The organism is Pectobacterium sp. CHL-2024, from assembly GCF_044751765.1.
Lineage (GTDB): Bacteria > Pseudomonadota > Gammaproteobacteria > Enterobacterales > Enterobacteriaceae > Pectobacterium > Pectobacterium brasiliense.
In genome coordinates, this window is the sequence record NZ_JBIXKO010000002.1 from 16,094 (window position 1) to 40,666 (window position 24,573).

Consider the following 24,573-nt stretch of genomic DNA (forward strand, 5'->3'; position numbering starts at 1 on the left):
GATGTAGCGATTTTTACTTATTGAATTTACAGGAATAAGTTATAAAAAATGCATCTTGTTTTTTGTCCCTATAAAGGGAATGGTTAAGGTTCTTCTATACCCAAGGGAAAAGCAGACATGACAATGCTATCGATTTACCACCGTCCACAGATCACGCAACCCGTCCAGCAGCTCACCACGTTTACTGACATCGCTTCCCTGCTCGCCAGCGCCGGGATCCAGCTAGAGCACTGGCAGACCGATGCACCACCGTTAGACGCCAGCAACGAAACCATTTTGGCTCAGTACCATGCCGACATTGAACGTCTCAAACAGCAGGAGGGCTACACCTCTGCCGACGTGATCAGCCTGACGCCGGATCATGCTGAGAGACTGGCGCTACGGGAAAAATTTCTTCAGGAACATACCCATAGTGAAGATGAAGTGCGCTTCTTCGTACGTGGCAGCGGAAGCTTTTTTGTGCCGATTGGCGAGCAGGTTTTCCAGCTTACCTGTGAGGCAGGCGATCTCTTACGCGTTCCCGCCAACACGCCGCACTGGTTTGACTGTGGCGAATTCCCTGATTTTGTCGCGATCCGCATTTTTACCAATCCAGAAGGCTGGGTTGGGCACTTTACCGGACGGGAGACGTTTCACTAATTCCACGATCGTTTCTGCATTTCTCCGCCGTTCCCTTTATACTGTGCGTTTTGTACCAAGACGAACGGCGAGACCCCTTCCGTAATGATGAATAACGATGTCCTGCGCAGCGTGCGCTATATGCTGAATTTGAATAATGACCACCTGCTGAAGATCCTGGCGCTGGTGGAGATGACCGTCCCTCCCCAGCAGTTGGCGAGCTACGTCAAAAAGGAAGGGGAAGAAGGTTATCAACCTTGCCCAGACATCGTGATGAGTTATTTCCTGAACGGGCTGATTCTGCAAAAACGTGGACAAGATGAAAACCAGCCTGCGCCGCAGTTTGAGCGCAAGATGACCAACAATATTATTCTGAAAAAGCTGCGTGTCGCGTTTTCATTAAAAACGGATGATATTCAGGCGATCCTGCTGGAACAGAATTTCCGCATTTCAGTACCGGAAGTCACCGCGATGATGCGCGCGCCCGATCATAAAAACTATCGCACCTGCGGCGATCAGGTGATCCGCTACTTCCTGAAAGGGCTGACGGCGCGAGTACGCAAAGGCTAAAAGCGCCGTTAACGAAAGAGTGAGCGTTGCCTGACTGACCTTTTCTTATAAAGGCATCAGCAGCGCTCGGTTTTTAGTACGGTCTCTTTTAATACGGTATTGTTTAATACAGTATCAATGCTGTGTGTCATGCAGGATAGCGGTGACCAGCTGCTCCAGCTCTTCTTCCTCAAGCTGAGTGACCTGCTGCACGCTGTTCTTATCCATTCCCGTTAGCAATAAATTACGGGCAATTTGTCTGGCACTGCTTTTCATCCCTTGTTCAATGCCCTGTTCCAATCCTTGCTGAATACCGCGTTGGATTCCTTCCTCGAATCCCATTTTTTTCAATTGTTCTGCAATCGTCATAATGTCCTCCTGACCGGTTGATAGCGGTGCCGCCAGTGCGTCAATGAAATCTGCGGGTTTGGATGTGTTTCCCGCTTGTGCAATATAAAATAACAGCGCACGACGCTGCGTCAGCGGCACCGACCAGCGTTCAAATAGTAACCCAATCTCACGCGCCAGCTCTAGCATATCACGGGTACGAATATGCTTCTGTACCAGTTCCAGTAACGCCATACGTCGATGCGTGCGAATCTCATCATCCGAAATAGCAGTTAAATCCACCAGTGGGAAAGGCTGTTCATACAGCGCTTGTGCCAGTAAGGGATCGGCGAAGCTGTCCAACCAGCGGAGGCTGTAAGGATAAGGACGCACTCTGCCATGGTAAAACAACAGCGGCACCACCAACGGTAAGCGATCGTGTCCCTGATCCAGATGTTGCTGCATAGCAGCCAGACAATAGCGTAGCAGCCGGAAAGCCATCTGCTTTTCCGGCCGACTTTGGTGTTCAATCACACAGTAAATATACCCCTTGCCTGCGGTGGTATGCAGTGAGTACAGCACGTCCGATATCCGCGCGCGCAGCTTTTCATCAATAAACGACGCGGATTCCAATTGCAGCGTGCTGAAATCACAGCGTTTGCGGATTTCATCCGGCAGATGAATCATCAGAAAATCCCGTGCGACCGCGATATCGCTTAAAAACTGTTTGAAGATCGCATCATGCGATGGCATCTCGTCCCCTTCCCTGTAGACCATGACTGAAAATTCAGTAGGGAGGGTAACGGGGACACGACAATAAAGCAGAAAACCGCGTAGAAAGTGGAAAGCGCCTCGAAGAAAAACCGGTTTATGTCGAGGCGCTGGCTGTGAGCAGAGAGCCGTTGCCGTCAGGCGGCTTCATGCTTTTCCATCATCAAGCGTGCAGGAGCCGCGTCGACGTGCAGCGCCGGATGACGGCAGAAGCGGACGACATCGCCGACCACCAGCAGGCTGGGCGACTGTGGCTGATAGCGCGCCAGCAGTGCTGGTAAAGTCGCCAGCGTTGCAGTTAATAACCGCTGATCCGGCTGGGTACCGCGTTCGATAATCGCGACGGGCGTCTGCGCGGACAGCCCGTGCTCGATCAAGCGCTGACACAGCCGACTGCTGTGGCTCAGCCCCATATAGAACACCAGCGTTTGCTGGCTGTCCGCCAGCGTCGGCCAGTCCAATTGCGGCTCGCCATCGCGCGAATGACCGGTCACGAAGCGCACCGACTGCGCACAAGCCCGGTGCGTCAGCGGTAGCCCCACTGCTGCCGCACAGCCTGTCGCGGCGGTAATACCGGGCACGACGTGGCAGACAATTCCAGCCTGTTGGGCATAATCCATCTCTTCACCACCGCGACCAAAAATAAACGGGTCACCGCCTTTCAGACGAATCACCCGCTGCCCAGCCTGCGCCAGTTCGACCAACAGCTGATTGATTTTTTCCTGAGACAGACGGTGACAGCCGCGCGTTTTCCCGACGTCGATGCACAGCGCCTGCTCCGGCACCAAATCCATAATCTCCGCCGACACCAGCCGATCGTAGACCACCACATCCGCCTGCTGGATTGCCCGCAGCGCCTTCAGCGTCAGCAGTTCCGCATCGCCCGGCCCTGCACCTACCAGCCAGATTTCACCGCCGAGTACAGGCTGACGCCGTTGGCCCTGCGCCAATATTGATTGTGTTGTCATCATGTCACACCTCATTACTCCGTGGCGCTCAACCTGCTTTTTTCAATTCATTGACCGTTATCGGCACATGCTGGCTCAATAACGCTTTCAGTTCGGGGATACAGGAACCGCAGTTGGTCCCACATTTCAGCGAGCCCCCTAACGCTGCTACGCTGTGACAGCCTTTACGAATCGCGCCGACGATGATCGCTTCACCGACGCTATAGCAACTGCAAATCGTGGCCCCTTGCGTCACCTGTCCCTGCGGTGCCCGACCCGCCAGTAACGCGTGGCGCTCGTGCGGGAGCTGCGGTGGAGTGACAAACGCCTGACACACCGCATCGCTGTCGATACGCAGCGCCTGTGCACTGACATAGCAGGCCAGTACCACACGCCCATCACGCCAGCCAATCAGGTGAAATACGCCGTTACCCTGTGCAACCTGACACTGCATGTTTTCCAACCCATAATGCTCGGTCAGCCATGCCTGCCAATCGTCTACCGGCACGCGGTCAGCAAACAGGTACTGCGTCACGCCCTCATGAGGCACTTTGCTCCAGTAGGTGGCGGGCGGCGGCAGAACGTCATGCTCTGCGGGCAACGTTAATGGCGCGGTAGGTGGCTCGTCAGCAAAAAACAGCGTTGCCTGCCAGGCGGTATGCCAGGGTTGGATACGCACTCGGCTGTGCTTACTTTCCGGCTGGCCGGAATACGGATCGGTAATCGGCGCCACTAAACTGTCAGCCCGCGCCTGAGCGCTGAACTGCTGATTCCAATGCATCGGCACAAACACGCTACCGCGCACCTGTCCGGCGTCGAGTCGCGCCCGCGCCAGCATCCAGCCGTGCACCGACGACAGACGCACCAAATCGCCCGCCTGAATGTCATGCGTCTGCGCATCCTGTGGATGCAGCTCGCAGTAAGGTTCGCTGATATGACGCATCAGCCGAGCCGCTTTGCCCGTACGCGTCATGGTGTGCCACTGATCGCGAATACGCCCGGTGTTCAGTACCAGCGGATACGCCGCGCTCCACGGGCTTTGCGGCAGCGACGGCGTGACCGCCACCAGACGCGCTTTGCCATCGGCATGCCAGAATCGGCCATCGTCACCCAGTCGGGCGCGCCCGTGTGGGTATGTCGCATTCACCGGCCACTGTATCGGCTCCAGCTGCTGCCACAGCTCATTGCTGAGCGTCGCCAGTCCGCTGATATCAAACGCGCGGCTACCGTTATTCTCAAATCCAGACAGCGCCGCATGTTCACGAAAGATCTCCGCCGGATGCTGATAGGCAAACGCCTCGGCAAACCCCATACGCTGCGCCACCTGACTCAACATCCACCAGTCGGCTTTGGCTTCCCCCGGCGCAGGCAGAAAGGCTCGCTGACGAGACACCCGACGTTCGGAATTGGTTACCGTGCCGTCTTTTTCTCCCCAGCCCAACGCAGGCAGTAAGATATCAGCGGTTTCTGCGGTATCGGTGTGGCGCATCACTTCGGAGACGATCACCAGCGGGCAGCGTTCCAGCGCCTGTTTCACCCGGTCAGCATCCGGCATCGACACAACCGGATTGGTGCCCATAATCCACACCGCTTTAATATCGCCGCGCTCAACCGCGCGAAACAGTTCCACCGCATTCAGACCGGGCTGCGTCGCCACATTATCGCTCTGCCAGAAGCGCCCCACGCGCTCGATATCCTGCGGCGTAAAGCCCATATGGCTGGCAAGCTGATTGGCCAGCCCGCCAACTTCCCGCCCACCCATCGCATTTGGCTGTCCGGTTATCGAAAAGGGGCCGGAACCCGACACGCCGATTTTTCCGCTCAGCAGGTGAGCATTGATGATCGCGTTACATTTATCACTGCCCGAGGACGATTGATTAACGCCCTGCGAATAGAGCGTGACCACCTTATCGCTGGTGCTGAACAGGTGGTAGAAACACTCGATATCGGCTTCATCTAACTGACAGAACTCCGCCACCTGCGCCACCGACCACGTCTGCGCCGACTGTAATGTCTCTTCTACACCGGAAAAACGCTCGGCCAATTCGGCGCGATCGATGCGTGGATCTTGTGCAATCCACTGCAGCAGGCCGTTGAACAGCCCGGCATCGCTACCGGGTTGCAGCGGTAAATGCAGATCGGCAATGTCACAGGTTGCGGTACGTCGAGGATCGATCACCACCACCTGCATCTGTGGCCGCTGCTGTTTCGCCTGCACCAGCCGCTGATACACCACCGGGTGCGCCCAGGCCGTGTTAGAGCCGACCAGCACCACCACATCCGCCAGTTCGATATCTTCATAGTTGCAGGGAACAGCGTCTGCTCCCAGCCCGCGCTTGTAACCGATCACCGCAGACGCCATGCACAGCCGCGAATTGGTATCCATATTGGCGACGCCAATAAAGCCCTTCATCAGCTTGTTGGCGACGTAGTAATCTTCCGTCAACAGCTGACCTGAACCATAAAACGCCACCGACTGCGGGCCGTGCTGCTGCATCGTCGCCAGCAGCCGTTCAGCCACCGTATCGAGCGCCTGATCCCAGCTAACGCGACGCCCTTCCACGAGCGGCCACAATAACCGGCCTTTCAAATCCAGCGTCTCTCCCAGCGCGGAGCCTTTGACGCACAGCCGACCCAAATTCGCCGGATGGGCAGGATCCCCGCTGATCTTTACCGCACCTTGCCCATCGTGTTCTGCCAGCACGCCACAGCCGACGCCACAATAGGGGCAGGTTGTCCGACAGACGCGCGCGTTCATGATGCTTTCGCCATGGCAGTGTCTGCCAGCACGACGCCTTCAGGCACGGCTAACGGTTGACGGCATACCCAAATCTCGTCGTCTTCCACGCGTACCGGCCAGGCACGTACGTACAGCGCGCTGTCATCCGGGCTCACACCATCCCGCAGCTTGAAGCGTTTCTTGTACAGCGGTGAAATCACCACCGGTTCACCCGCCACGTCACCGATCAACCCACGCGACAGCACATTCGCTCCACTGCCCGGCTCGTGGTTTTCCAACGCGTACACCTGCTGCTCACTACCCGGCAGGTGGAACAGCGCGATCTGCTGCTGTCCGAGGCGCGCCGCCATACCGGCATGGCGCGGAATATCGCCCAGCGTCGCCACCTGTACCCACTCCGCCTCATGCGCGGCGGGCTTCAGAGCAACCGGTTCTGGCGAGACCGCTTTTTCATGATCCTGCGCCGGACGGATCTGTCCGCGCTCCGGCACCATCACCACCGCTTCATCCGGGCTATCGCTGTTCAGGAAGCCGCGGAATAGCGCCAGACGTTCCGGGCTTTCCAGCGTGGTTTGCCATTCGCACTGGTAGGCATCTACCACACGCTGCATCTCTTTATCTAACTCTTCACCGATATTCAGGCTGTCTTCCAGAATCACCTGACGCAGATAGTCGATACCGCCTTCCAGATTATCCATCCAGGTGCTGGTACGCTGGAGGCGATCGCCGGTGCGGATATAGAACATCAAAACCCGATCGATGGTGCGCAGCAGAGTTTCCGTATCCAGATCGCTGGCGAAGAGATCGGCATGGCGCGGTTTCATGCCGCCGTTGCCGCACACATACAGATTCCAGCCTTTATCCGTGGCAATCACACCGATATCTTTGCTTTGCGCCTCCGCACATTCGCGAGTACAGCCAGACACCGCCATTTTGACTTTATGCGGCGAACGCAGCCCCTTGTAACGGTGCTCCAGTTGGATCGCCAGCCCGGTGGAATCCTGCACGCCATAGCGGCACCAGGTCGATCCCACGCAGGATTTCACGGTACGCAGCGATTTACCGTAGGCATGGCCGGTTTCAAATCCGGCCTCGATCAGCTCACGCCAGATCTCTGGAAGCTGCTCCAGGCGCGCACCGAATAAATCCACGCGCTGACCGCCGGTGATCTTGGTGTACAGGTTATAGCGCTGCGCCACCTGACCGATCGCGATCAACCCCTCCGGCGTGATCTCCCCCGCCGGCACGCGCGGCACGACAGAATACGTACCGTCTTTTTGGATGTTGGCAAAGAAACGATCGTTGGTATCCTGCAGCGGCAGGTGCTGCGGTTGCAGCAGATAGTCATTCCAGCAGGACGCCAGCATCGACCCCACCAGCGGCTTACACACTTCGCAGCCTAAACCGTGGCCGTAACGCTCAAGGAGGCTGTCGAACGAGCGGATCTCATGCACACGAATCAGGTGGTACAGCTCCTGACGCGAATAGGCGAAGTGCTCACAAATGTCCTTTTTCACTTCGACGCCCAGTTGCGTCAGTTCATACTCCATCACCTGTTTCAGCAGCGGTACACAGCCGCCGCAACCCGTTCCCGCTTTGGTGCAGGTTTTCAACGCGCCTAGTTCGCCGCAGCCGCCTGCCACCGCCGCCGAGATATCGCTTTTGCTGACGTTATGACAGGAGCAAATCTGTGCGCTAGCCGGTAATGCCGCCACCCCCAATCCTTTCGGCGCATCGCCAGAGCGCGCAGGCAAAATCAATCCTTCCGGTTGTTTAGGCAACGGCATATCGTTGAGCATCATTTGCAGCAGCGTGCTGTAATCGCTGCTGTCGCCGATCAGTACCGCCCCCAGTAAACGCTTGCCGTCGGCAGAGACGACAATTTTCTTGTAGACCTCGTTCGGGCCGTCCGTCCACTGGTAACTTTGGCTCCCCGCCGTGCGCCCATGTGCATCGCCAATCGAGGCGACTTCAACGCCCAACAGCTTCAACTTGGTGCTCATGTCCGCACCGGTAAATGGCGTATCGCGCTGCGCCAGCGTATCCGCCACGCTGCGTGCCATTTGGTAGCCCGGTGCCACCAATCCGAAAATTTGGCCTTTCCACAGCGCACACTCGCCGATAGCAAAAATTGCGTCATCGGAGGTCTGGCAGCGGTCGTCAATCACGATGCCACCGCGCGGCCCTTTCTCTAAATCGCAGCTATCTGCCAGCTTGTCACGCGGGCGAATCCCGGCGGAAAATAACACTAAGTCGGTTTCCAATACGCTGCCGTCAGCAAAGCAGAGGCGATGCAACGCCTGCTCGCCGTCTGTGATCTCGCGCGTTTCTTTACTGAGATGAATCTGTACGCCCAGCGCTTCAATTTTGCGCCGCAGCATCGCAGCCCCGCCGTCATCCAGCTGCACAGCCATCAGACGCGGCGCAAACTCCACCACATGGGTGTCCAGCCCCAACTGACGCAGGGCGTTTGCCGCTTCCAGCCCCAGCAGGCCACCGCCAATCACCACGCCAGACTTGGCCTTTTTCGCCTGCGCGGCAATCGCGTCCAGATCGTCCAGCGTGCGATAAACCAGACAGCCGGGGCGCGTATTGCCGGGAATCGGCGGAACAAAGGCATAAGAGCCGGTCGCCAGCACCAGCTTGTCGTAGGCGGTTTCCCTGCCCTGCGCGTCGCACACGCATTGACGTTCACGGTCGATAGCCACTATCTCACTGGCGCTGCGCAGCTCAATGCCGCTCTCGGCAAAAAAGCCGTCTTTTACCAGCGACAAAGAGGCGGCGCTGCGGCCGGAAAAATACTCGGAAAGGTGAACGCGGTCATAAGCTTCATGACGTTCTTCACCAAATACGACAATGTGGTAGTGCTGATGCAGGTCGCGTTCAACCATCTGTTCAAGAAAATAGTGGCCGACCATACCGTGGCCGACGACCACCAAAATAGGTTTGCTCATGACAGGAATCCTTACAGCTTCAGGCTGTGGGTCAGAATCAGGGGAAGAAAGGCCGAAAAGCAGCGAGGCTGGCGGAATCATCTCGCCCGCTGTCGTGCTCTCCATCGCGGCCAGCAGGCGCTGGCTGTCGTCGGTGTCGCCATACAGCAGGACACCGCTCAGCCGCCCGTCGCGCAGTAGCAGACGGCGGTAGTGCTGCGTCTGCGGATCAAAAAGGGTGTACACCTCATCATCGGGTGCCACGTTAATATCGCCGCCGCTGACCACGCCAATTCCTGTGACTTTCAGCCGCGTTGCCGCCTGTTCACGCTGATAGTCTTTCGGTGTGTGCCCGGCAAGGCGCTGTGCCACCAGCGCGGCATGGGTGAAACACGGGGCAACCAGCCCGAAGGTTTCGCCATTGAGTTCACAACATTCGCCGATTGCGCTGATATACGGGTCGGCAGTTTGCAACTGTCCGTCCACCAGCACGCCGCGGTTACAGGGTAAGCCGCAGTCGCGCGCCAGTTGGCTCGCGGGAATCACCCCCGCGGTCACCACCACCAGCCCAGCCGGAATCGTACGGCCATCTGCCAACGCAACAGCCGTGACGCCTTTTTCATCGCCATGCAGCGCAACTACCTGCACATCCGTCTCACAGGCAATACCGCGAGCACGCAGGCTGTCGCACAGCAGGTCACTCGCCGTGGCGTCCAACTGACGCTCCATCAGAACCGGAACGCGATGCAGCAAGGTGACGTCAGCCCCGCGCAGTTGCAGCGCCGCGGCGGCTTCAATGCCGAGCAAACCGCCACCAATCACCACCGCAGGAACGGACCGACTAATCGTCGCCAACATCAGCTCGACATCATCCAGCGTGCGGAAGCCGCACACGCCTGCCAGATCGATACCGGGCATCGGCGGCATAAACGGCGTGGAACCGGTCGCCAACACCAGATGATCGTAGTGCAGCTGCCGTTGCGTCGTTGTCACCTCACGCTGCTGGCGATCGATGTGCGTGACCCGCTCACCCAGGAGATAATTCACCGGCAGCGCCGCACCGTCGTCGATAGCCGCAGGCGTCAGCAGCGTATCCGTAAACGCTTTCTCGCCACTCAATACTGGCGACAACAGGATGCGGTTATAGCTGGCGCGCGGTTCATCACCAATCACGGTAATGCGGTAGCGCGTTGCCGCCAGTTGGCGTAGCACATCGACGAATCGCGCACTCGCCATCCCGTTACCAATCACAATCAGATGCGGTTTCATCATCGTTCCGGCCTCGCTGTCAGGCTGCTTTAGGCTGTTTTTCATATAAGAAATGCAGCACCTGCTGACGGTAGTGGTGGTAGCGTGGATCATCAGCCAGCGTGACGCGCGAACGTGGACGTTCCAGCTCGACTTTCATGATTTCACCGACCGTCGCCGCGGGACCGTTGGTCATCATCAGCACGCGATCTGACAGCAGCACCGCTTCGTCAACGTCGTGCGTAATCAGCACAATCGTGGTTTGCAACCGCTGCTGAATCTCCATCACCGCATCCTGAAGATGTGCGCGGGTCAGCGCATCCAGCGCGCCGAACGGTTCATCCATCAGCAGTACTTTCGGCTTCATGGCCAGCGCGCGGGCAATCCCTACACGCTGCTTCATCCCGCCGGAGATCTCATTCGGCCGTTTGTTCAGCGCGTGCTCCATATGCACCAGTTCAAGATTGTGGGTAATCCATTCGTGCATTTCACGTTTGCTCATCTGACCGCGAAACACCTGGCGTACCGCCAGCGCGACGTTTTCGTAAGTGGTCAGCCACGGCAGCAGCGAGTGGTTCTGAAAGACCACGCCGCGCTCCGGCCCCGGGCCGTCGATTTCACGGTTGTCACACAGCAGGCCGCCGCTGCTCGGCAGCGTCAGACCGGCAATCAGGTTCAATAACGTGGACTTGCCGCAGCCGGAATGGCCGATCAGGCTGATCGTCTCACCCGTGTGAATATCAAAACTCACCTGATCCAGCGCCAGAAACTCCCCGCTGGCAGTATTGAAACGCTGGCTCACCTGCTGCACTTGAATAATCGGTGTTGTACGCATCGTCGGCTCCTTAGCGGTTGTCATAGCTGAAACGGTTAGCAATCCATACCAGTCCCTGCTCAAGCAGCAGACCGATAACGCCAATCACCACGATGGCGATGATGATGTTTTCCACATTCAGGTTGTTCCACTCATTCCAAATCCAGAAGCCGATACCGACGCCGCCGGTCAGCATCTCCGCCGCCACAATCACCAGCCAGGCGACGCCAATCGACAGGCGCACGCCGGTCAACACGTTAGGTAGCACCGCAGGCAGCAGAATCTTGCGCATGATGGTGAATTCGGAGAGTTTCAGGACGCGCGCCACGTTCAGGTAATCCTGCGGAATACGGCGCACGCCTTCGGCGGTATTGAGGATCATCGGCCAGATGGAGCAGATAAAAATGGTCCAACTGGATGCCGGTTCGGCACGCTGGAACAGCAGCAGGCCGATGGGCAGCCACGCCAGCGGGCTGACCGGGCGCAGCAGCGAAATGATCGGATTAAGCATGTTAGCCAGAAAGGTAAAACGACCAATCAGGAAGCCAGCGGGAATGCCGACCAGTGCTGCCAGCCCGAAGCCGATACCCACGCGTTGCAGCGAGGCCAATACATTCCAGCCGATGCCCTGATCGTTCGGCCCCGCGATGTAAAACGGGTCGGCAAAGAGGCTGAGCGCCGCAAGCCAGGTCGTCCACGGCGTCGGGAAGTTTTCGCTGTTGAGCGCGGCAATCTGCCAGACCGCAACCAGCAGCCCCAGTCCGAGAACCGCAGGGAAGAGTTGCTGAAACAGCTTACGCAGCAGCAAGCGGTAGGCAAAAGCAGGAGCTGCTGGCGCTTTTGCGGGCGTTACGGGTTTAGTTGGCAGCGGCGTAATATCAGCGCTGCGTACGGTTTCCGGGGCGTTATCCGCGGTAATTGGAATGACCTGGGCCTGGTTTTTCATCATCAACCTCACTTATTTCTTCACGCTAAAACTGTTGGCATAACCCGCTGGATCGCTACCATCCCAGCGACGGCCATCGATGAGCACGCTGCTGCGCATGTCGCTACCGGGCAATGGCACGTTCCCCACGGCATCGGCCGCCTGCTTGTAGATATCAACGCGGTTAACCTGCTTCGCGACGGCCAGATAGTCCGGCTCTTCGGTGAGCAAGCCCCAGCGTTTATGCTGGGTAAGGAACCACATGCCGTCGGACAGGTACGGGTAGTTCACGGAGCCATCGTGGTAGAAACGCATCGCGTGTTCGTCTTTCCAGCTTTTCCCCAGTCCGTTTTCGTACTGGCCCAGCATGCGTCCGACGATGGTTTCTTCTTTAGCATTGATGTACGCGCGTCCGGCAACGACGCCTGCCGTTTCGCGGCGGTTGTCGTCCGAGGCATCGATCCAGCGCGAGGCATCGAGAATCGCGGCGGTCAGCGCGCGGGCGCTATGCGGGTTGGCGTTAACCCAGTCAGCGCGGGTACCCAGCACTTTTTCCGGGTGATCCGGCCAAATGTCTTGCGAGGTAGCGGCGGTAAAACCGATTTTTTCGCTGATGGCACGCTGGTTCCACGGCTCACCGACGCAGTAGCCGACCATGTTGCCAATCTTCATGTTCATCACCATCTGCGGCGGCGGCACCACCACGGTGCGCACATCGTTCAGTGGATGAATTCCGGCGGAAGCCAGCCAGTAATAGAGCCACATGGCGTGCGTACCGGTTGGGAAGGTTTGCGCGAAGGTATAAGTGCCCGCCGGACTGGCAGCGATATATTTTTGCAGCGCGGCGAGATCCGTGACGTTGGCTTCACGCAGCTGGTTTGCCAGCGTGATCCCTTGTCCGTTCTGGTTGAGCGTCATCAGCGCTGCCATGTTGCTCTGCGCCCCGGACAGCCCCATTTGCAAACCGTACAGTTGGCCGTACAGAATGTGGGCCGCATCCAGCTCGCCCGACACCAGCTTGTCGCGTACCGCAGCCCAACTGGCTTCTTTGCTGGGAACGATGGTGATGCCGTATTTCTTATCGAAGCCTTTCACTGCGGCCATCACGACCGAGGCGCAGTCCGTCAACGGAATAAACCCGACCCGAATTTCCTTTTTCTCCGGCGCGTCGGAACCCGCGGCCCAGGCGCTATTCATCAACCCCGGCAGTATCAGGCTGCCGCCCAGTGCAGCACTCCCCAACAGAAACTGGCGGCGAGAGACGGTCATGCTTTTGGTTTTGGAATCACTCATCAACGACACCCTTGCGCAAAACACCTTTTCAGGCGGTAAAAACAAAAACGGCGTCCACAAGCCCATGCAGAATCTGCACGCTTATGGACGCCGTTGTCCGATTAACACCTTCCGCACCGCCGTTGGCCCGAAACGCATTATGAATGTTTGGTTGTTGCTAATGAGTTAAAGCAAGGTTTGTGCCAGTTATCACACTTTTACTAGTTTCCCTTCGCAGGGGCGATCTCTTGATCACATTTCTATACAGACTCAGAGACCGTTTCGTGCGCCATACCGCCACCCTTTTATGCAATACCGTACACGCGCCCGACGCAGGGCGCTCACGCGCCGCAGCCCTGCGAACCCTGGCTTTCTGGCTAAATTATGCCGCTACGCGGTGCCATCGGTGAACATGACCGCTAATCGAGCCGCCAGTGACGCGTTCCCTACGCGGCACTGACTTTCGCGGCATCCATGCCGCTCACTCGGCGGTCATGCCCACCGCTGCATAATTTTTACGCCATGCGAAAGTAAAATATTAATAAATAGTGAAATTTTATGATTTATGACCACAGCAGAAAGGAGGTAATAGTGGTTTGTCTTTTCTGTCGCGTAAATTACGCTGAGGACAAATCAGTCTCCAGGATGAGCAGCATGGACGCTGCGAAAGTGGCTGCCGCGCCGGACAAAAACGTCAAAGACGTTTTTGAACAGCACAAGTGCTGGCCCGTAGGGCGAGTCCCGTTTATGGGACGAGTATTCGCGTCAGCCACGGTCCGTCAGGCGACTGAGCGCCCCGTGTCGTGCGTGTGCTACGACGTAGCATAGAAATAGCGATCTTTTTACGCACGAAACCACCTCCCCCACTGCTATTGACTCCACGATTCCCTCTTCACAAGACGGCGTCTTGCACCGCGAGCAAGCAGAACACGCACAGTTCATGTGCATATACCTCTTAAGGGGTATCTCCGAATACATCTGCCACCGCGAGCATCGCCGTTGCGATGTCAATCAGCTTTTTATTCTGACTCATCGCCATGCGACGTAGGGTTTTGTAGGCCTCTTCTTCGCTCAATCCACGGTGCTGCATCAGCAAACCCTTCGCGCGATCGATCTGCTTTCTTTCATTCAACGTGGCTCGCAGCGCAGCCAGTTCATGATCCTGCGCCTGTAAGCGCCGCGATTGTTGCTGCACCAGCGATAACAGCGATCGTCCCAGCTGTGGACTGACGCCATCGCTATTCAGCCAGCCGGGAGGGACGTTCTGCCCTTCCACATCATGACCAGCGATAAATATCGAATAACCGGGATCGTCATGCTCCTGCTGCACCATCAGCGCGTCGAGATCCGCGCGCTGATCGCTGCACGCCTTCTCCGCTGCCGCAATACGGGTACGGCAGCGCTGCATCAGCGTCTGCTCCAGCTCATCTTCCATCTGCTTCATTTCGTCGATGCGCCGCGTGGCAATCGAAAACCAGTGCAGACTATCCGCTTCCGACAGCTTTTCTATCGGGCTGCGGGTACACACAATGCGGCGCAGGCGCTCAAACTCGCTGTCTAGTGCAATAGCACGCCAGCGCCGCTGGTTTTCTTCATCGCTAAAATTCAGAAAGGTATCGAAACAACGCTCCTGCCGCTCGATCAAATCCAGCAGCTTTTGCCGGGTTTCCTCATCGACGCAACCCGCCGCATAGGCCGCTGCGCCGATAGCCCGCTCCTGCCCCGCCAGCTCTTTCCCCTGCATAAAGCTGAACATGGCAATCAGCGCGCGGGAAATTCCCGGATCGGCCGCCGTGTCGGAGACCTCAAAAACCAGCGCCAACAGATTACGGATAATGTCGTTGAAAAACGTCATCGCCTGCGGTTGAGGCAGCAAACGCTGGCGAATCTGCTGACGCAACGCGGGCAACAGACTTAGCGCATAAACCACGCTGGCAACGCGGCTGAATAAACGGCTCGCCTGCGGCAATTCCGCCGTCATTTTTTCCAACTCGGCCAGATGCGTCATCAAATGCGTCTGCGCCACCTGCACATCTTTCTCACGCAGAACCAGCTCGTCGGCGAACAGTCGGCCGTCGGAGCAAATAAACAGGTTGGCGGTTCCCCGTTCGCGCTGCAATAGATGGACGAGCTGGCTAATTTTGCCCACCAGCTCACCGCTTTGCAGCAGGTAGCGCAGGCTGTTCAGCTCACACTGGCGCGAGGCAAGTAAAAATCGAATTGTCGTTGAAGGCTCCGCCACCATTGCACTCTCTCCTGAAAAAACCACAATCAGGACTATGCAATTAGCGCGCCATTTGCATCAGCTCACAGTTATCAGGAAGCAAGGACATCGCATCCGCACGGTGACTGCCACTTCCGCACACGTTTCACCTCAATTTTTAAACTCCGTTGCTAAACCATCGCCATCTCAGAAGGTACGCTCTGCATCGTCACTAACACTGTTTTATAGCCTCAGGAGCGCATGAGCGTGGCGAATTTATCTGAACAAGAAAACTGGATTGATGGGATTTATCAACTTGAAGTATCGGATCGCGTTGCCGCAGGCCCAGGGGGAATCTCCAACCGCCAAGCGGAGCAATTAGCCAGCCGCACGGCTTACCTGAAAAAAATGCAGGAAACCACTGGCGATAGTTTGCAAAAACATCTCGCAGCCAGCGATCCGCATTCGCAATATGCCCCCAAAAATAGTCCGGCGCTGACAGGAACGCCCACAGCGCCAACGGCTGCATCCGGCTCTAATGACACACAATTGGCGACAACGGCCTTTGTGAAAGCCGCCGTAGCCGCATTGGTTAATGGTTCTCCGGCAGCACTGGATACGCTGCAAGAACTGGCGAATGCGTTAGGTAATGACCCTAACTTCAGCACAACCGTATTGAATGCGATTGCTGATGCAAAAACTGACGCGACTAATAAGCTGAATGCCCATGCTTCTATCATAGATGCACACCCTCGGTATGCCCCTAAAGCCAGCCCTGCCTTCACAGGAACACCAACCGCGCCGACCGCAGAATCCGGTTCTAATGACACACGATTGGCGACAACCGCCTTTGTGAAAGCCGCCGTAGCCGCATTGGTTAATGGCTCTCCTGCGGCGCTCGATACGCTGCAGGAGCTGGCTAACGCGTTAGGTAATGATCCCAACTTCAGCACAACAGTGCTGAATGCACTGGCAGGGAAGCTGGCAAAAGATCAGAACGGCGCGGATATTCCTGATAAATCCCAATTTCGCCAGAATGTGGGGTTAAGCAACGTCATGATGACGGGGGATTTCGGGTGGGGAGGCGTATCAAAAAACATACAGTCGCTATGGGATAATGAGACATGGAATTCATATCTGAAAGATAACGTCAGTCAGATATGGCGTCAGAATGCGCCCGTTTCTGGATCGGCAGCATCAATGCCACCGTACAGTACGGGTGCATCATTTAAATCTAGCGATACGTATGGCGCTATATTTTTTCCAATTGCAGACCAAGTTAATCACAGAATAACAGTGTATGGCGGTGATGATTCGGGGCAACTTAAAACTGTCAGATGGATTTGGGATCACATCACTCTGCCGATACCGCATAGTACAGGGAAAGGTTTTGTCGTAAACGATAAGGGAATGACTGATCAACTCCCAGCAACCACTGATGAATATTTGAATCAACTGGCACAACAACAAAGCGCGGGCAGCCGCTGTTTTTCTAACGGCGACTGGAAATCTCATTTGTCTGTCAGGCATTTAGGTGGTGTTACTGAAAACGGAGATAGCAACAACACGTTATACGGATGGGCTATTATTGATGAAAATATGGTCTCAAACGGTAGTGAATTTTATATTTATAAACAAAACAACGGTACGTGGTTGCCACGAATGCGCTTATACCATTCAGCAAACCTAACTCCGTCGACAATCGGCGCGATGCCCGCATCTGAACTAGCAGGCATGCCGCAGCTATTCCCCGGCGCTGTTGCCCCTGCTGGTTGGCTGAAATGCAATGGCCAGCAGTTCGACACAGCACAATTTCCTGTTTTAGCGTCCCGCTATCCGTCCGGTTTCCTACCCGATTTACGCGGCGAATTCGTGCGCGGCTGGGATGACGGGCGCGGCGCTGATGCGGGACGTGCGCTGCTGTCCGCACAGGGTGATGCTATCAGAAACATCACTGGGAATTTTAATCCCGGCGGGAATGGTGTCGGTGCTGACCAAAAATTATTTACATCAGGTCCGTACTGGCAAGCATCGAACAGCGGCGCCGCAAGTGATTCAGGTCTCATCACATTTGATGCGTCAAAAGTCGTCCCAACAGCTAACGAAAACCGCCCCCGCAATATCGCCTTTAACTACATCGTGAGAGCAGCATAATGAGCAACTATTCAACACAAATTAAAAACGCAGAACTGAACGAACACGGCTTAGCCATCAACACGGGGTGGATTACGGTTTATCACGTGAACCCGGCTACGCGGGAATATCAGAGCGCCAGCTATGAATATGTGATGCAAGGTGTTGGTCTGCCCGCCGACAGCTATGCCGACGAACCGCAATTGCCGCCTGTCGGCCAGGCCTTGCGCCGTAGTGCAGATGGAAAGGCCTGGGAACAGGTGCCAGACTATCGCGGTCAGACGGTTTACAGCACAGAAACCCGCCAGCCACAGACGGTGATGCAGTTCGGCGATCTACCTGAAAATATGACCTTTCTGGCTCCAGCAACCGAGTTTGATCAATGGGATGGTGCGGCCTGGGTGACAAATCAGGAGGCGCAACAACTTGCCGTAACCAAAAGCCTACAGCAGGAGCTGGCGGCACGGCGCGCGACAGCAAATACCCAAATTGCCGAGCTGAACTATGCAGTGGACTTGGCTATTGCCACGGACGAAGAGCAAGAACGGCTAACCCAATGGAAAATTTATCTGGTGACGTTGAACCGCATTGATCTCACCGCTGCACCCGTCGTGTGGCCAGTAGCGCCTTCCATGTAATCGGTGTAACCCGCATCCCATTACATCAATAATGGTGTGCCGTATTTTAGCGTACGGCACACACATCTCATCTCCCTCTCTTTGATCAGGATATTCTGATAATTCTTAATTATTTTTATCGCCAAATGTAAAATTAAATAAAAAATGAAACTGTTATATTTATGCATCTCAAATCTGTACTATTTTAATTAATTTCAATTTTCAGCACCTAAATAAACAAAGAATAAAAAACTGATAATTTATTTTTAATGAAATTAAAAACCAAAAAATAAAGTTAAATTAAAATATAAAAACAAAATAATGGCATTAGAGCTAAAAAAACCAAATCAACAAACTGTACTATTTATCCTTCCATTTTTGCACGCTATAATCCCTGCACGTTTTACCCACTACTCATTCTTATCTCACTTCAATCAGTGAAGTTAATTTCTGACGGATGCAAATACCGTCGACGGTAATTTATTTTTGTTTTATTCGTCATGATTTATTCCGGCAAGCATCGGAATAACAATATGGCGTGCATTTTCCTGCCTGAAGCTAGGAGCCTAACATGTTTGATGTCGTTGAGCTGTCGCGGCTGCAATTTGCCCTGACTGCCATGTATCACTTTCTTTTTGTCCCACTGACGCTCGGATTATCTTTCCTGCTCGCCATTATGAACACCACGTATGTGTTAACCGGCAAGCAAATTTATAAGGATATGACCAAATTCTGGGGCAAGCTGTTCGCCATCAACTTTGCGCTGGGCGTGGCAACCGGTCTGACGCTGGAATTCCAGTTCGGCACCAACTGGTCTTACTATTCTCACTACGTGGGCGATATTTTTGGCGCGCCGCTGGCGATGGAAGGACTCATGGCGTTCTTCCTCGAATCGACACTCATCGGCCTGTTCTTTTTCGGCTGGGATCGCCTGACCAAAGTCCAGCATATGCTGGTGACTTGGTTTGTCGCACTGGGCTCCAACTTTTCCGCCCTGTGGATTCTGGTCGCCAACGGCTGGATGCAAAACCCGATTGCCGCTGAGTTCAATTACGAAACCATGCGCATGGAAATGCTGAGCTTCGCCGAACTGGTGCTGAACCCGGTCGCACAGGTGAAGTTCGTCCACACCGTGGCAGCGGGCTACACCGCTGGCGCGATGTTCGTCCTCGGGATCAGTTCTTACTATCTGCTGAGAGGCCGCGACATCGCCTTTGCCAAGCGCTCATTCGCGATTGCCGCCAGTTTCGGTCTGGCCTCGGTGCTGTCAGTGATCGTACTGGGTGATGAATCCGGCTATGTAATGGGCGATGTGCAGAAAACCAAGCTGGCAGCGATCGAAGCCGAATGGGAAACGCAGCCCGCCCCCGCGTCTTTCACGCTGTTCGCCATCCCCAATCAGGAAACGATGCAGAACGATTATGCGATCCACGTTCCCTACCTGCTGGGGCTCATCGCCACGCGTTCGCTCGACAAACCCGTCGTCGGCATTAAAGACCTGATGGCGCAACATGAGATACGCATTCGTAACGGCATGACTGCCTATGGTCTGCTGGAGGAACTGCGCTCAGGTAATACCGACCCCGCCGTTCGCGCCCAATTTGAGGCTGCCAAGCGCGATCTTGGCTACGGTCTTCTGCTTAAGCGCTATACCGATGACGTCGCCAACGCCAGCGAAAACCAGATTCAGCAGGCAACCAAAGACTCCATCCCGCGCGTCGCGCCGCTGTATGTCGCTTTCCGTCTGATGGTGGGCTGCGGCGTGCTGATGCTCGGCATTTTTGCGCTGTCGTTCTGGAGCGTGATACGTGGCCGCATGGGGCAGCGTAAATGGCTACACCGCGCAGCGCTGTACGGGATTCCCCTGCCCTGGATCGCGATTGAATCCGGCTGGTTCGTCGCCGAGTACGGTCGTCAGCCGTGGGCAGTCGGCGAGGTCCTGCCTACCGCGATCGCCAATTCGTCTCTGGAAGCACACGACATCCTGCTGTCGATGGGGCTGATTTGCGGACTGTACACGCTGTTTCTGGTCGCAGAAATGTATCTGATGTTCAAGTTTGCCCGACTGGGGCCAAGCAGTCTGAAAACCGGCCGCTACCACTTTGAACAACCGACGACACAACCCCTTGCGACACCTGCAAAACCATAACGGGAGCCATAATAATGCTGGATTATGAAACATTACGCCTGATTTGGTGGGGATTGATTGGCCTGTTGTTTATCGGCTTTGCCATCACCGACGGCTTTGACATGGGCGTGGGCATTCTGCTGCGTCTGCTGGGCAAGAACGATACTGAACGGCGAGTGATGATTAACGTGATAGCCCCGCACTGGGACGGCAATCAGGTCTGGCTGATCACCGCGGCGGGCGCACTGTTCGCTGCCTGGCCGATGGTTTATGCCGCCGCGTTTTCCGGTTTCTACTTCGCCATGATTCTGGTGCTCGCCGCTCTGTTTTTCCGCCCGGTTGGCTTTGATTATCGCTCCAAGCTGGAAAACCAGCGCTGGCGCAATATGTGGGACTGGGGCATTTTCATCGGCAGTTTCGTCCCCACGCTGGTGTTCGGCATCGCATTAGGCAACCTGTTGCAGGGCGTGCCGCTGAGCGTCGATATGTATTTGCGCCTCACCTACCACGGCGGGTTCTTTGGCCTGTTGAACCCGTTCGGGCTGCTGGCAGGCGTCGTGAGTGTCGCTATGATCGTCGCACACGGTGCAATTTACCTGCAAATGCGCACCACAGAGGCACTTCAGCGCCGCGCGCAAAAAACCGTTCTGATCGCCAGCGCGCTGATGAGCCTCACCTTCTTACTGGCTGGCTTTTGGGTACTGTTCGGCATCGATGGCTACGTGATTACCTCCGCAATAGATAAAGCGGCTCCGTCTAATCCACTGCACAAAGAGGTGGTCCAACAGGCCGGGGCGTGGTTAACCAACTTTACGGCGCACCCTGCGCTGTGGGCGATCCCTGCATTAGGTGTGGCTCTTCCGTGGTTCACCTGCCTCTTCTCGCGCGTAGACCGCTGCGGCTGGGGTTTCCTGACTTCATCACTGACGATTGTCTGCGTGATTCTGACGGCAGGCATTACGCTGTTCCCATTCGTGATGCCTTCCAGCCTCGATCCCAACGTCAGCCTGACCATCTGGGATGCCACGTCCAGCCAGCTTACGCTTCAGGTGATGACCATTCTGGCCTGTATTTTTGTTCCCACCATCCTGCTTTATACCAGCTGGTGTTATTACAAAATGTTTGGCCGGATCGATGCCCGCTACATCGAAGCCAATAAGCATTCCGTTTACTGACGACTTGAGGAGAAAGAAGATGTGGTATTTCGCCTGGATACTCGGCACGCTGCTGGCCTGCGCGTTCGCGCTGGTCACCGCGCTGGCAGTAGAGAACCATGAAGCAGGCAAAGACGCTTCGTAGCTTTCGTTTTAACAACACATCGTGCTGATAAACCTTCGTTTCTGGCAGGCCATTGATCCCGTGACGGACATGGCCTGTCATCGCTCACCCCCAGGCTACACCTGCTCCGCCGCAATAAATGCTGCCACGTTCATCACATTGGCTGGCGGCTGGTGTCGCAGCAACTGCTGCGTCATATAACGCATATAGGGATCGATATGGGAAAAAATGGCCTTATAGCCCGCGCAAAGATGGTTATGCCAATGCTTATCAACACGGTGAATACGATGTTTCGGGCACCCGCCGTGGCAGGCGAAACGGTATTCACAGCGCACGCATTCTGGTGATAGATTAGCTTTCTGCATACCAAACTGGCGTTGCTGTTTGCTATTGACCAACTTATCCAAACGATCGGTGGTCAGGTTACCCAGCCGATGTGCTGGGTAAACAAAATGATCGCAGCTGTAAATATCACCGTTCATCTCAACCACCAACCCCGTGCCACAGGTCGCCTGCATGACGCAGAGGCTGGGCTTGTCTCCCGCCCATGCGGCCAGTGCATTATCGAACAGTTGCACAAATACCCGTCCAACGTCGTGGCGCACCCAGTAATCAAAAATGGTGTTCATAAAATGGCCATACGCCTCGCCGCTGACCGACCACGGCGTCACCTGCGTGTTCCCTAACGTCTGTGGATGAATTAATTCACCATAGCGGCTATCAACCGAACGCTGTTCAACGGCAGGGATGAATTGGACATGCTGTGCTCCCAGTTCCTGAGTCAGGAATTGATAGATCTCCAACGGAGCCCGCGCCGTTTCATTATTCACGACGGTTAACAAATTGAAATCAACCTTGTGCTGTTTTAGCACCGCCACCGCATTGATTACCCGATCAAAAACCGATTTCCCGCTGTGGGTAACGCGGTAGCGGTCGTGCAACCATTTTGGCCCGTCTATCGACAAACCAATCAAAAACTGATTCTCCGCCAGAAACGCCGCCCACTCCTCATCAAGCAATACACCGTTGGTTTGCATGCTGTTGCGAATGACCTTTCCCTGAGCATATTGTCGCTGGTAGGCCAACGCGCGGCGGTAGAAATCGATGCCCGCCATCGTGGGCTCGCCGCCCTGCCAGGTAAATTCAATTTCGCCTGCGGGGTTTGCCTCAATGTACTGCCGCACGTACTGACGCAGGATGTCGTCATCCATATGCCGCTTCGATTTCGCCGCTTTAAGCGTTCCCTGCTCTTTCTCAAGATAGAAGCAATAGTCGCAGGCAAGATTACACTGATAGCTGGTGGGTTTTGCCATCAGGTGAAAAGGTCGTTTCATCTTACCTCCCACCGGGATTTGCCGGATGTTAACGATCGTCGGTTATCCACGCACTTGAAAAGTGACCATGATCACTCTCTGGATATTTGATATTGACAGTGTGAGAAAACAATGGAAATAATAATTTCATAAACACAATAAATCAATGAAATTATTATTTCTTAAAATAATGCACAACACCAGGGGTTCTCTCATGAACAGTTTCTTCTCCGGCGCACAAAAGTTGGGTAAATCGTTTATGTTACCTATCGCCGTCTTACCTGCTGCAGGTTTGCTGTTGGGTATAGGCGGTGTGTTTTCCAACCCAATCACTATCGGAACTTACGCGTTCCTCGATAACGCGGTTTTGCAGGCCATTTTCACATTGATGAAACTGTGTGGCAGCGCTGTGTTTGATAACCTGCCACTGCTGTTTGCCGTCGGGATTGCAGTGGGTATGACCAACACCGATAGAGGAACCGCAGGGCTCGCTTCTGTGTTGTCTTTTCTGGTCATGAACAAGGCCATTAATGCCATGTTGGTGATCACAAACACGCTGGCAACAGATAATCTGGCCGTGCATGGACAAGCCGTTATTCTTGGTATTACGACGCTTCAGACTGGCGTCCTTGGTGGCATTCTTAGCGGCCTGCTCACCGCATGGTTACACGGGCGCTATAACAAGATCGCGCTACCCGAACTGCTGGCATTCTTCAGCGGTTCTCGCTTTGTTCCGATCGTGGCGTCATTTGCTGCACTGTTTCTTGGCGTGTTGCTCTTTTACGTTTGGCCGCCGATTCAGAGCGGTATTTCCCACCTGGGTGGGCTGGTAGAAAAGACCGGATATATCGGCACGATGTTCTACGGCATGATTCTTAAATGCCTTATCCCATTCGGCCTGCACCATATTTTCTATTTACCGTTCTGGATGACCAGTATCGGTGGAGAACAAATGGTGAACGGTACGCTGGTGCAGGGAACACAAAAAATCTTCTTTGCACAACTGGCCGATCCCAACGTGACGCAATATTACATCGGCGTTTCCCGTTTCATGGCAGGCCGCTTCGCTGACTTTATGTTTGGTTTACCCGGTGCCGCACTGGCGATCTACCACTGCGCCAAACCGGAGAACCGAGGCAAAGTCGCCGGACTGTTGCTTTCCGCCGCGCTGACCGCATTCGTGACCGGTATTACCGAACCGCTGGAATTCGCCTTTATGTTCTGTGCACCGCTGCTGTACCTGGTGCATATCGTCTTGACCGGCGTAGCGTTCATGCTGGCGCACGTCCTCGAAATTACTGTCGGACAAACCTTCTCCGGCGGACTGATCGATTTCCTGCTGTTCGGCGTCTTGCAGGGCAATGCCAAAACCAACTGGGTGTTGATGCTGCCGCTGGGTGCCGTGATGTTTACCCTGTACTACTGCTCATTCCGCTTCCTGATTCAGTTACGCCAGTTGAAAACGCCTGGTCGTGAAGATGAGTCTACCACCGACAGCGAAACACCGACGCTCGCCGGAACCGAGCGCGCTCAGGGCATCATTGCCGCGCTGGGCGGGAAAGACAACATCATTGACGTGGACTGCTGCGCCACCCGACTGCGCATTACCGTTAGCGATCCCGCAAAGGTGAAAACCGATGATTTTAAAGCGTTAGGCAGCCGTGGGACGTTTATTCGCGGGCAAGGCGTTCAGGTGGTATATGGCCCACATGTCACGCTGATTAAGAACGAAGTTGAAGAATTAATGGCCGTTTAAC

General features: G+C 55.3%; 17 protein-coding genes. 8 read left to right on the forward strand and 9 right to left on the reverse strand.

From position 1 onward, the window contains the following. Positions 1-117 precede the first annotated feature (117 nt). Both ACIPUG_RS05020 and ACIPUG_RS05025 read left to right on the forward strand, forming a co-directional pair. Positions 118-639: an acireductone dioxygenase gene (locus ACIPUG_RS05020; RefSeq protein WP_039520299.1), complete on the forward strand. Its 522-nt coding sequence runs from the start codon at positions 118-120 to the stop codon at positions 637-639. A gap of 84 nt (positions 640-723) precedes the next feature. Then, on the forward strand, positions 724-1,188 hold the full coding sequence (locus ACIPUG_RS05025) for a DUF1456 family protein (RefSeq protein ID WP_014915992.1): 465 nt from the start codon (positions 724-726) through the stop codon (positions 1,186-1,188). 114 nt (positions 1,189-1,302) lie between these two features. Here the strand turns inward: ACIPUG_RS05025 and ACIPUG_RS05030 are convergent, their stop codons facing one another. From ACIPUG_RS05030 to ACIPUG_RS05065, 8 genes are all read right to left on the reverse strand, one after another. Beyond that, positions 1,303-2,247, reverse strand: coding sequence for an Rpn family recombination-promoting nuclease/putative transposase (locus tag ACIPUG_RS05030; protein WP_400337626.1), 945 nt, complete (start codon positions 2,245-2,247; stop codon positions 1,303-1,305). A 155-nt stretch (positions 2,248-2,402) separates the two neighbouring features. Beyond that, positions 2,403-3,236 carry a uroporphyrinogen-III C-methyltransferase gene (cobA, locus tag ACIPUG_RS05035; protein ID WP_039520305.1) on the reverse strand — a complete coding sequence of 278 codons (834 nt, stop codon included), beginning with the start codon at positions 3,234-3,236 and terminating at the stop codon, positions 2,403-2,405. A 25-nt stretch (positions 3,237-3,261) separates the two neighbouring features. Continuing rightward, positions 3,262-5,970 carry a molybdopterin-dependent oxidoreductase gene (locus ACIPUG_RS05040; protein ID WP_400337629.1) on the reverse strand — a complete coding sequence of 903 codons (2,709 nt, stop codon included), beginning with the start codon at positions 5,968-5,970 and terminating at the stop codon, positions 3,262-3,264. Next, complete coding sequence (nirB, locus tag ACIPUG_RS05045; RefSeq protein WP_400337958.1) at positions 5,967-10,154, reverse strand: nitrite reductase large subunit NirB; 4,188 nt, start codon at positions 10,152-10,154, stop codon at positions 5,967-5,969. Before nirB ends, ACIPUG_RS05040 begins: the two co-directional genes overlap by 4 nt. 19 nt (positions 10,155-10,173) lie before the next feature. Next, positions 10,174-10,968, reverse strand: coding sequence for an ABC transporter ATP-binding protein (locus ACIPUG_RS05050; RefSeq protein WP_039281768.1), 795 nt, complete (start codon positions 10,966-10,968; stop codon positions 10,174-10,176). 10 nt (positions 10,969-10,978) lie between these two features. Then, on the reverse strand, positions 10,979-11,893 hold the full coding sequence (gene ntrB, locus ACIPUG_RS05055; protein WP_039281771.1) for a nitrate ABC transporter permease: 915 nt from the start codon (positions 11,891-11,893) through the stop codon (positions 10,979-10,981). Between the two features lie 12 nt (positions 11,894-11,905). Next, positions 11,906-13,165, reverse strand: coding sequence for a CmpA/NrtA family ABC transporter substrate-binding protein (locus ACIPUG_RS05060; RefSeq protein ID WP_268197503.1), 1,260 nt, complete (start codon positions 13,163-13,165; stop codon positions 11,906-11,908). 934 nt (positions 13,166-14,099) lie between these two features. Continuing rightward, a complete protein-coding gene (locus ACIPUG_RS05065; RefSeq protein WP_400337633.1) occupies positions 14,100-15,389 on the reverse strand; it encodes a nitrate- and nitrite sensing domain-containing protein in 1,290 nt (429 codons plus the stop codon). Between the two features lie 225 nt (positions 15,390-15,614). Here ACIPUG_RS05065 and ACIPUG_RS05070 point away from each other — a divergent pair, with 225 nt between their 5' ends. The 5 genes from ACIPUG_RS05070 to cydX all read left to right on the forward strand — a co-directional run bounded on the left by ACIPUG_RS05070 (position 15,615) and on the right by cydX (position 21,524). Continuing rightward, positions 15,615-17,501, forward strand: coding sequence for a phage tail protein (locus ACIPUG_RS05070; protein ID WP_400337636.1), 1,887 nt, complete (start codon positions 15,615-15,617; stop codon positions 17,499-17,501). Beyond that, a complete protein-coding gene (locus ACIPUG_RS05075) occupies positions 17,501-18,118 on the forward strand; it encodes a tail fiber assembly protein (RefSeq protein ID WP_094369985.1) in 618 nt (205 codons plus the stop codon). Before ACIPUG_RS05070 ends, ACIPUG_RS05075 begins: the two co-directional genes overlap by 1 nt. A gap of 550 nt (positions 18,119-18,668) precedes the next feature. Further along, positions 18,669-20,246: a cytochrome ubiquinol oxidase subunit I gene (gene cydA, locus ACIPUG_RS05080; protein WP_039272905.1), complete on the forward strand. Its 1,578-nt coding sequence runs from the start codon at positions 18,669-18,671 to the stop codon at positions 20,244-20,246. Between the two features lie 14 nt (positions 20,247-20,260). Beyond that, positions 20,261-21,400 carry a cytochrome d ubiquinol oxidase subunit II gene (gene cydB, locus ACIPUG_RS05085; RefSeq protein ID WP_320698715.1) on the forward strand — a complete coding sequence of 380 codons (1,140 nt, stop codon included), beginning with the start codon at positions 20,261-20,263 and terminating at the stop codon, positions 21,398-21,400. A 19-nt stretch (positions 21,401-21,419) separates the two neighbouring features. Further along, complete coding sequence (cydX, locus tag ACIPUG_RS05090) at positions 21,420-21,524, forward strand: cytochrome bd-I oxidase subunit CydX (RefSeq protein ID WP_010278781.1); 105 nt, start codon at positions 21,420-21,422, stop codon at positions 21,522-21,524. A 95-nt stretch (positions 21,525-21,619) separates the two neighbouring features. On the opposite strand, the gene ACIPUG_RS05095 is transcribed toward cydX, so the two are convergent. Further along, positions 21,620-22,837: an anaerobic sulfatase maturase gene (locus tag ACIPUG_RS05095; RefSeq protein ID WP_400337640.1), complete on the reverse strand. Its 1,218-nt coding sequence runs from the start codon at positions 22,835-22,837 to the stop codon at positions 21,620-21,622. Positions 22,838-23,030: 193 nt separating this feature from the next. Between ACIPUG_RS05095 and ACIPUG_RS05100 the strand changes: the two genes are divergently transcribed. Further along, positions 23,031-24,572 (forward strand): PTS transporter subunit EIIC, encoded by a 1,542-nt coding sequence (locus ACIPUG_RS05100; protein ID WP_400337643.1) that lies wholly within the window; start codon positions 23,031-23,033, stop codon positions 24,570-24,572. Position 24,573 lies beyond the last annotated feature (1 nt).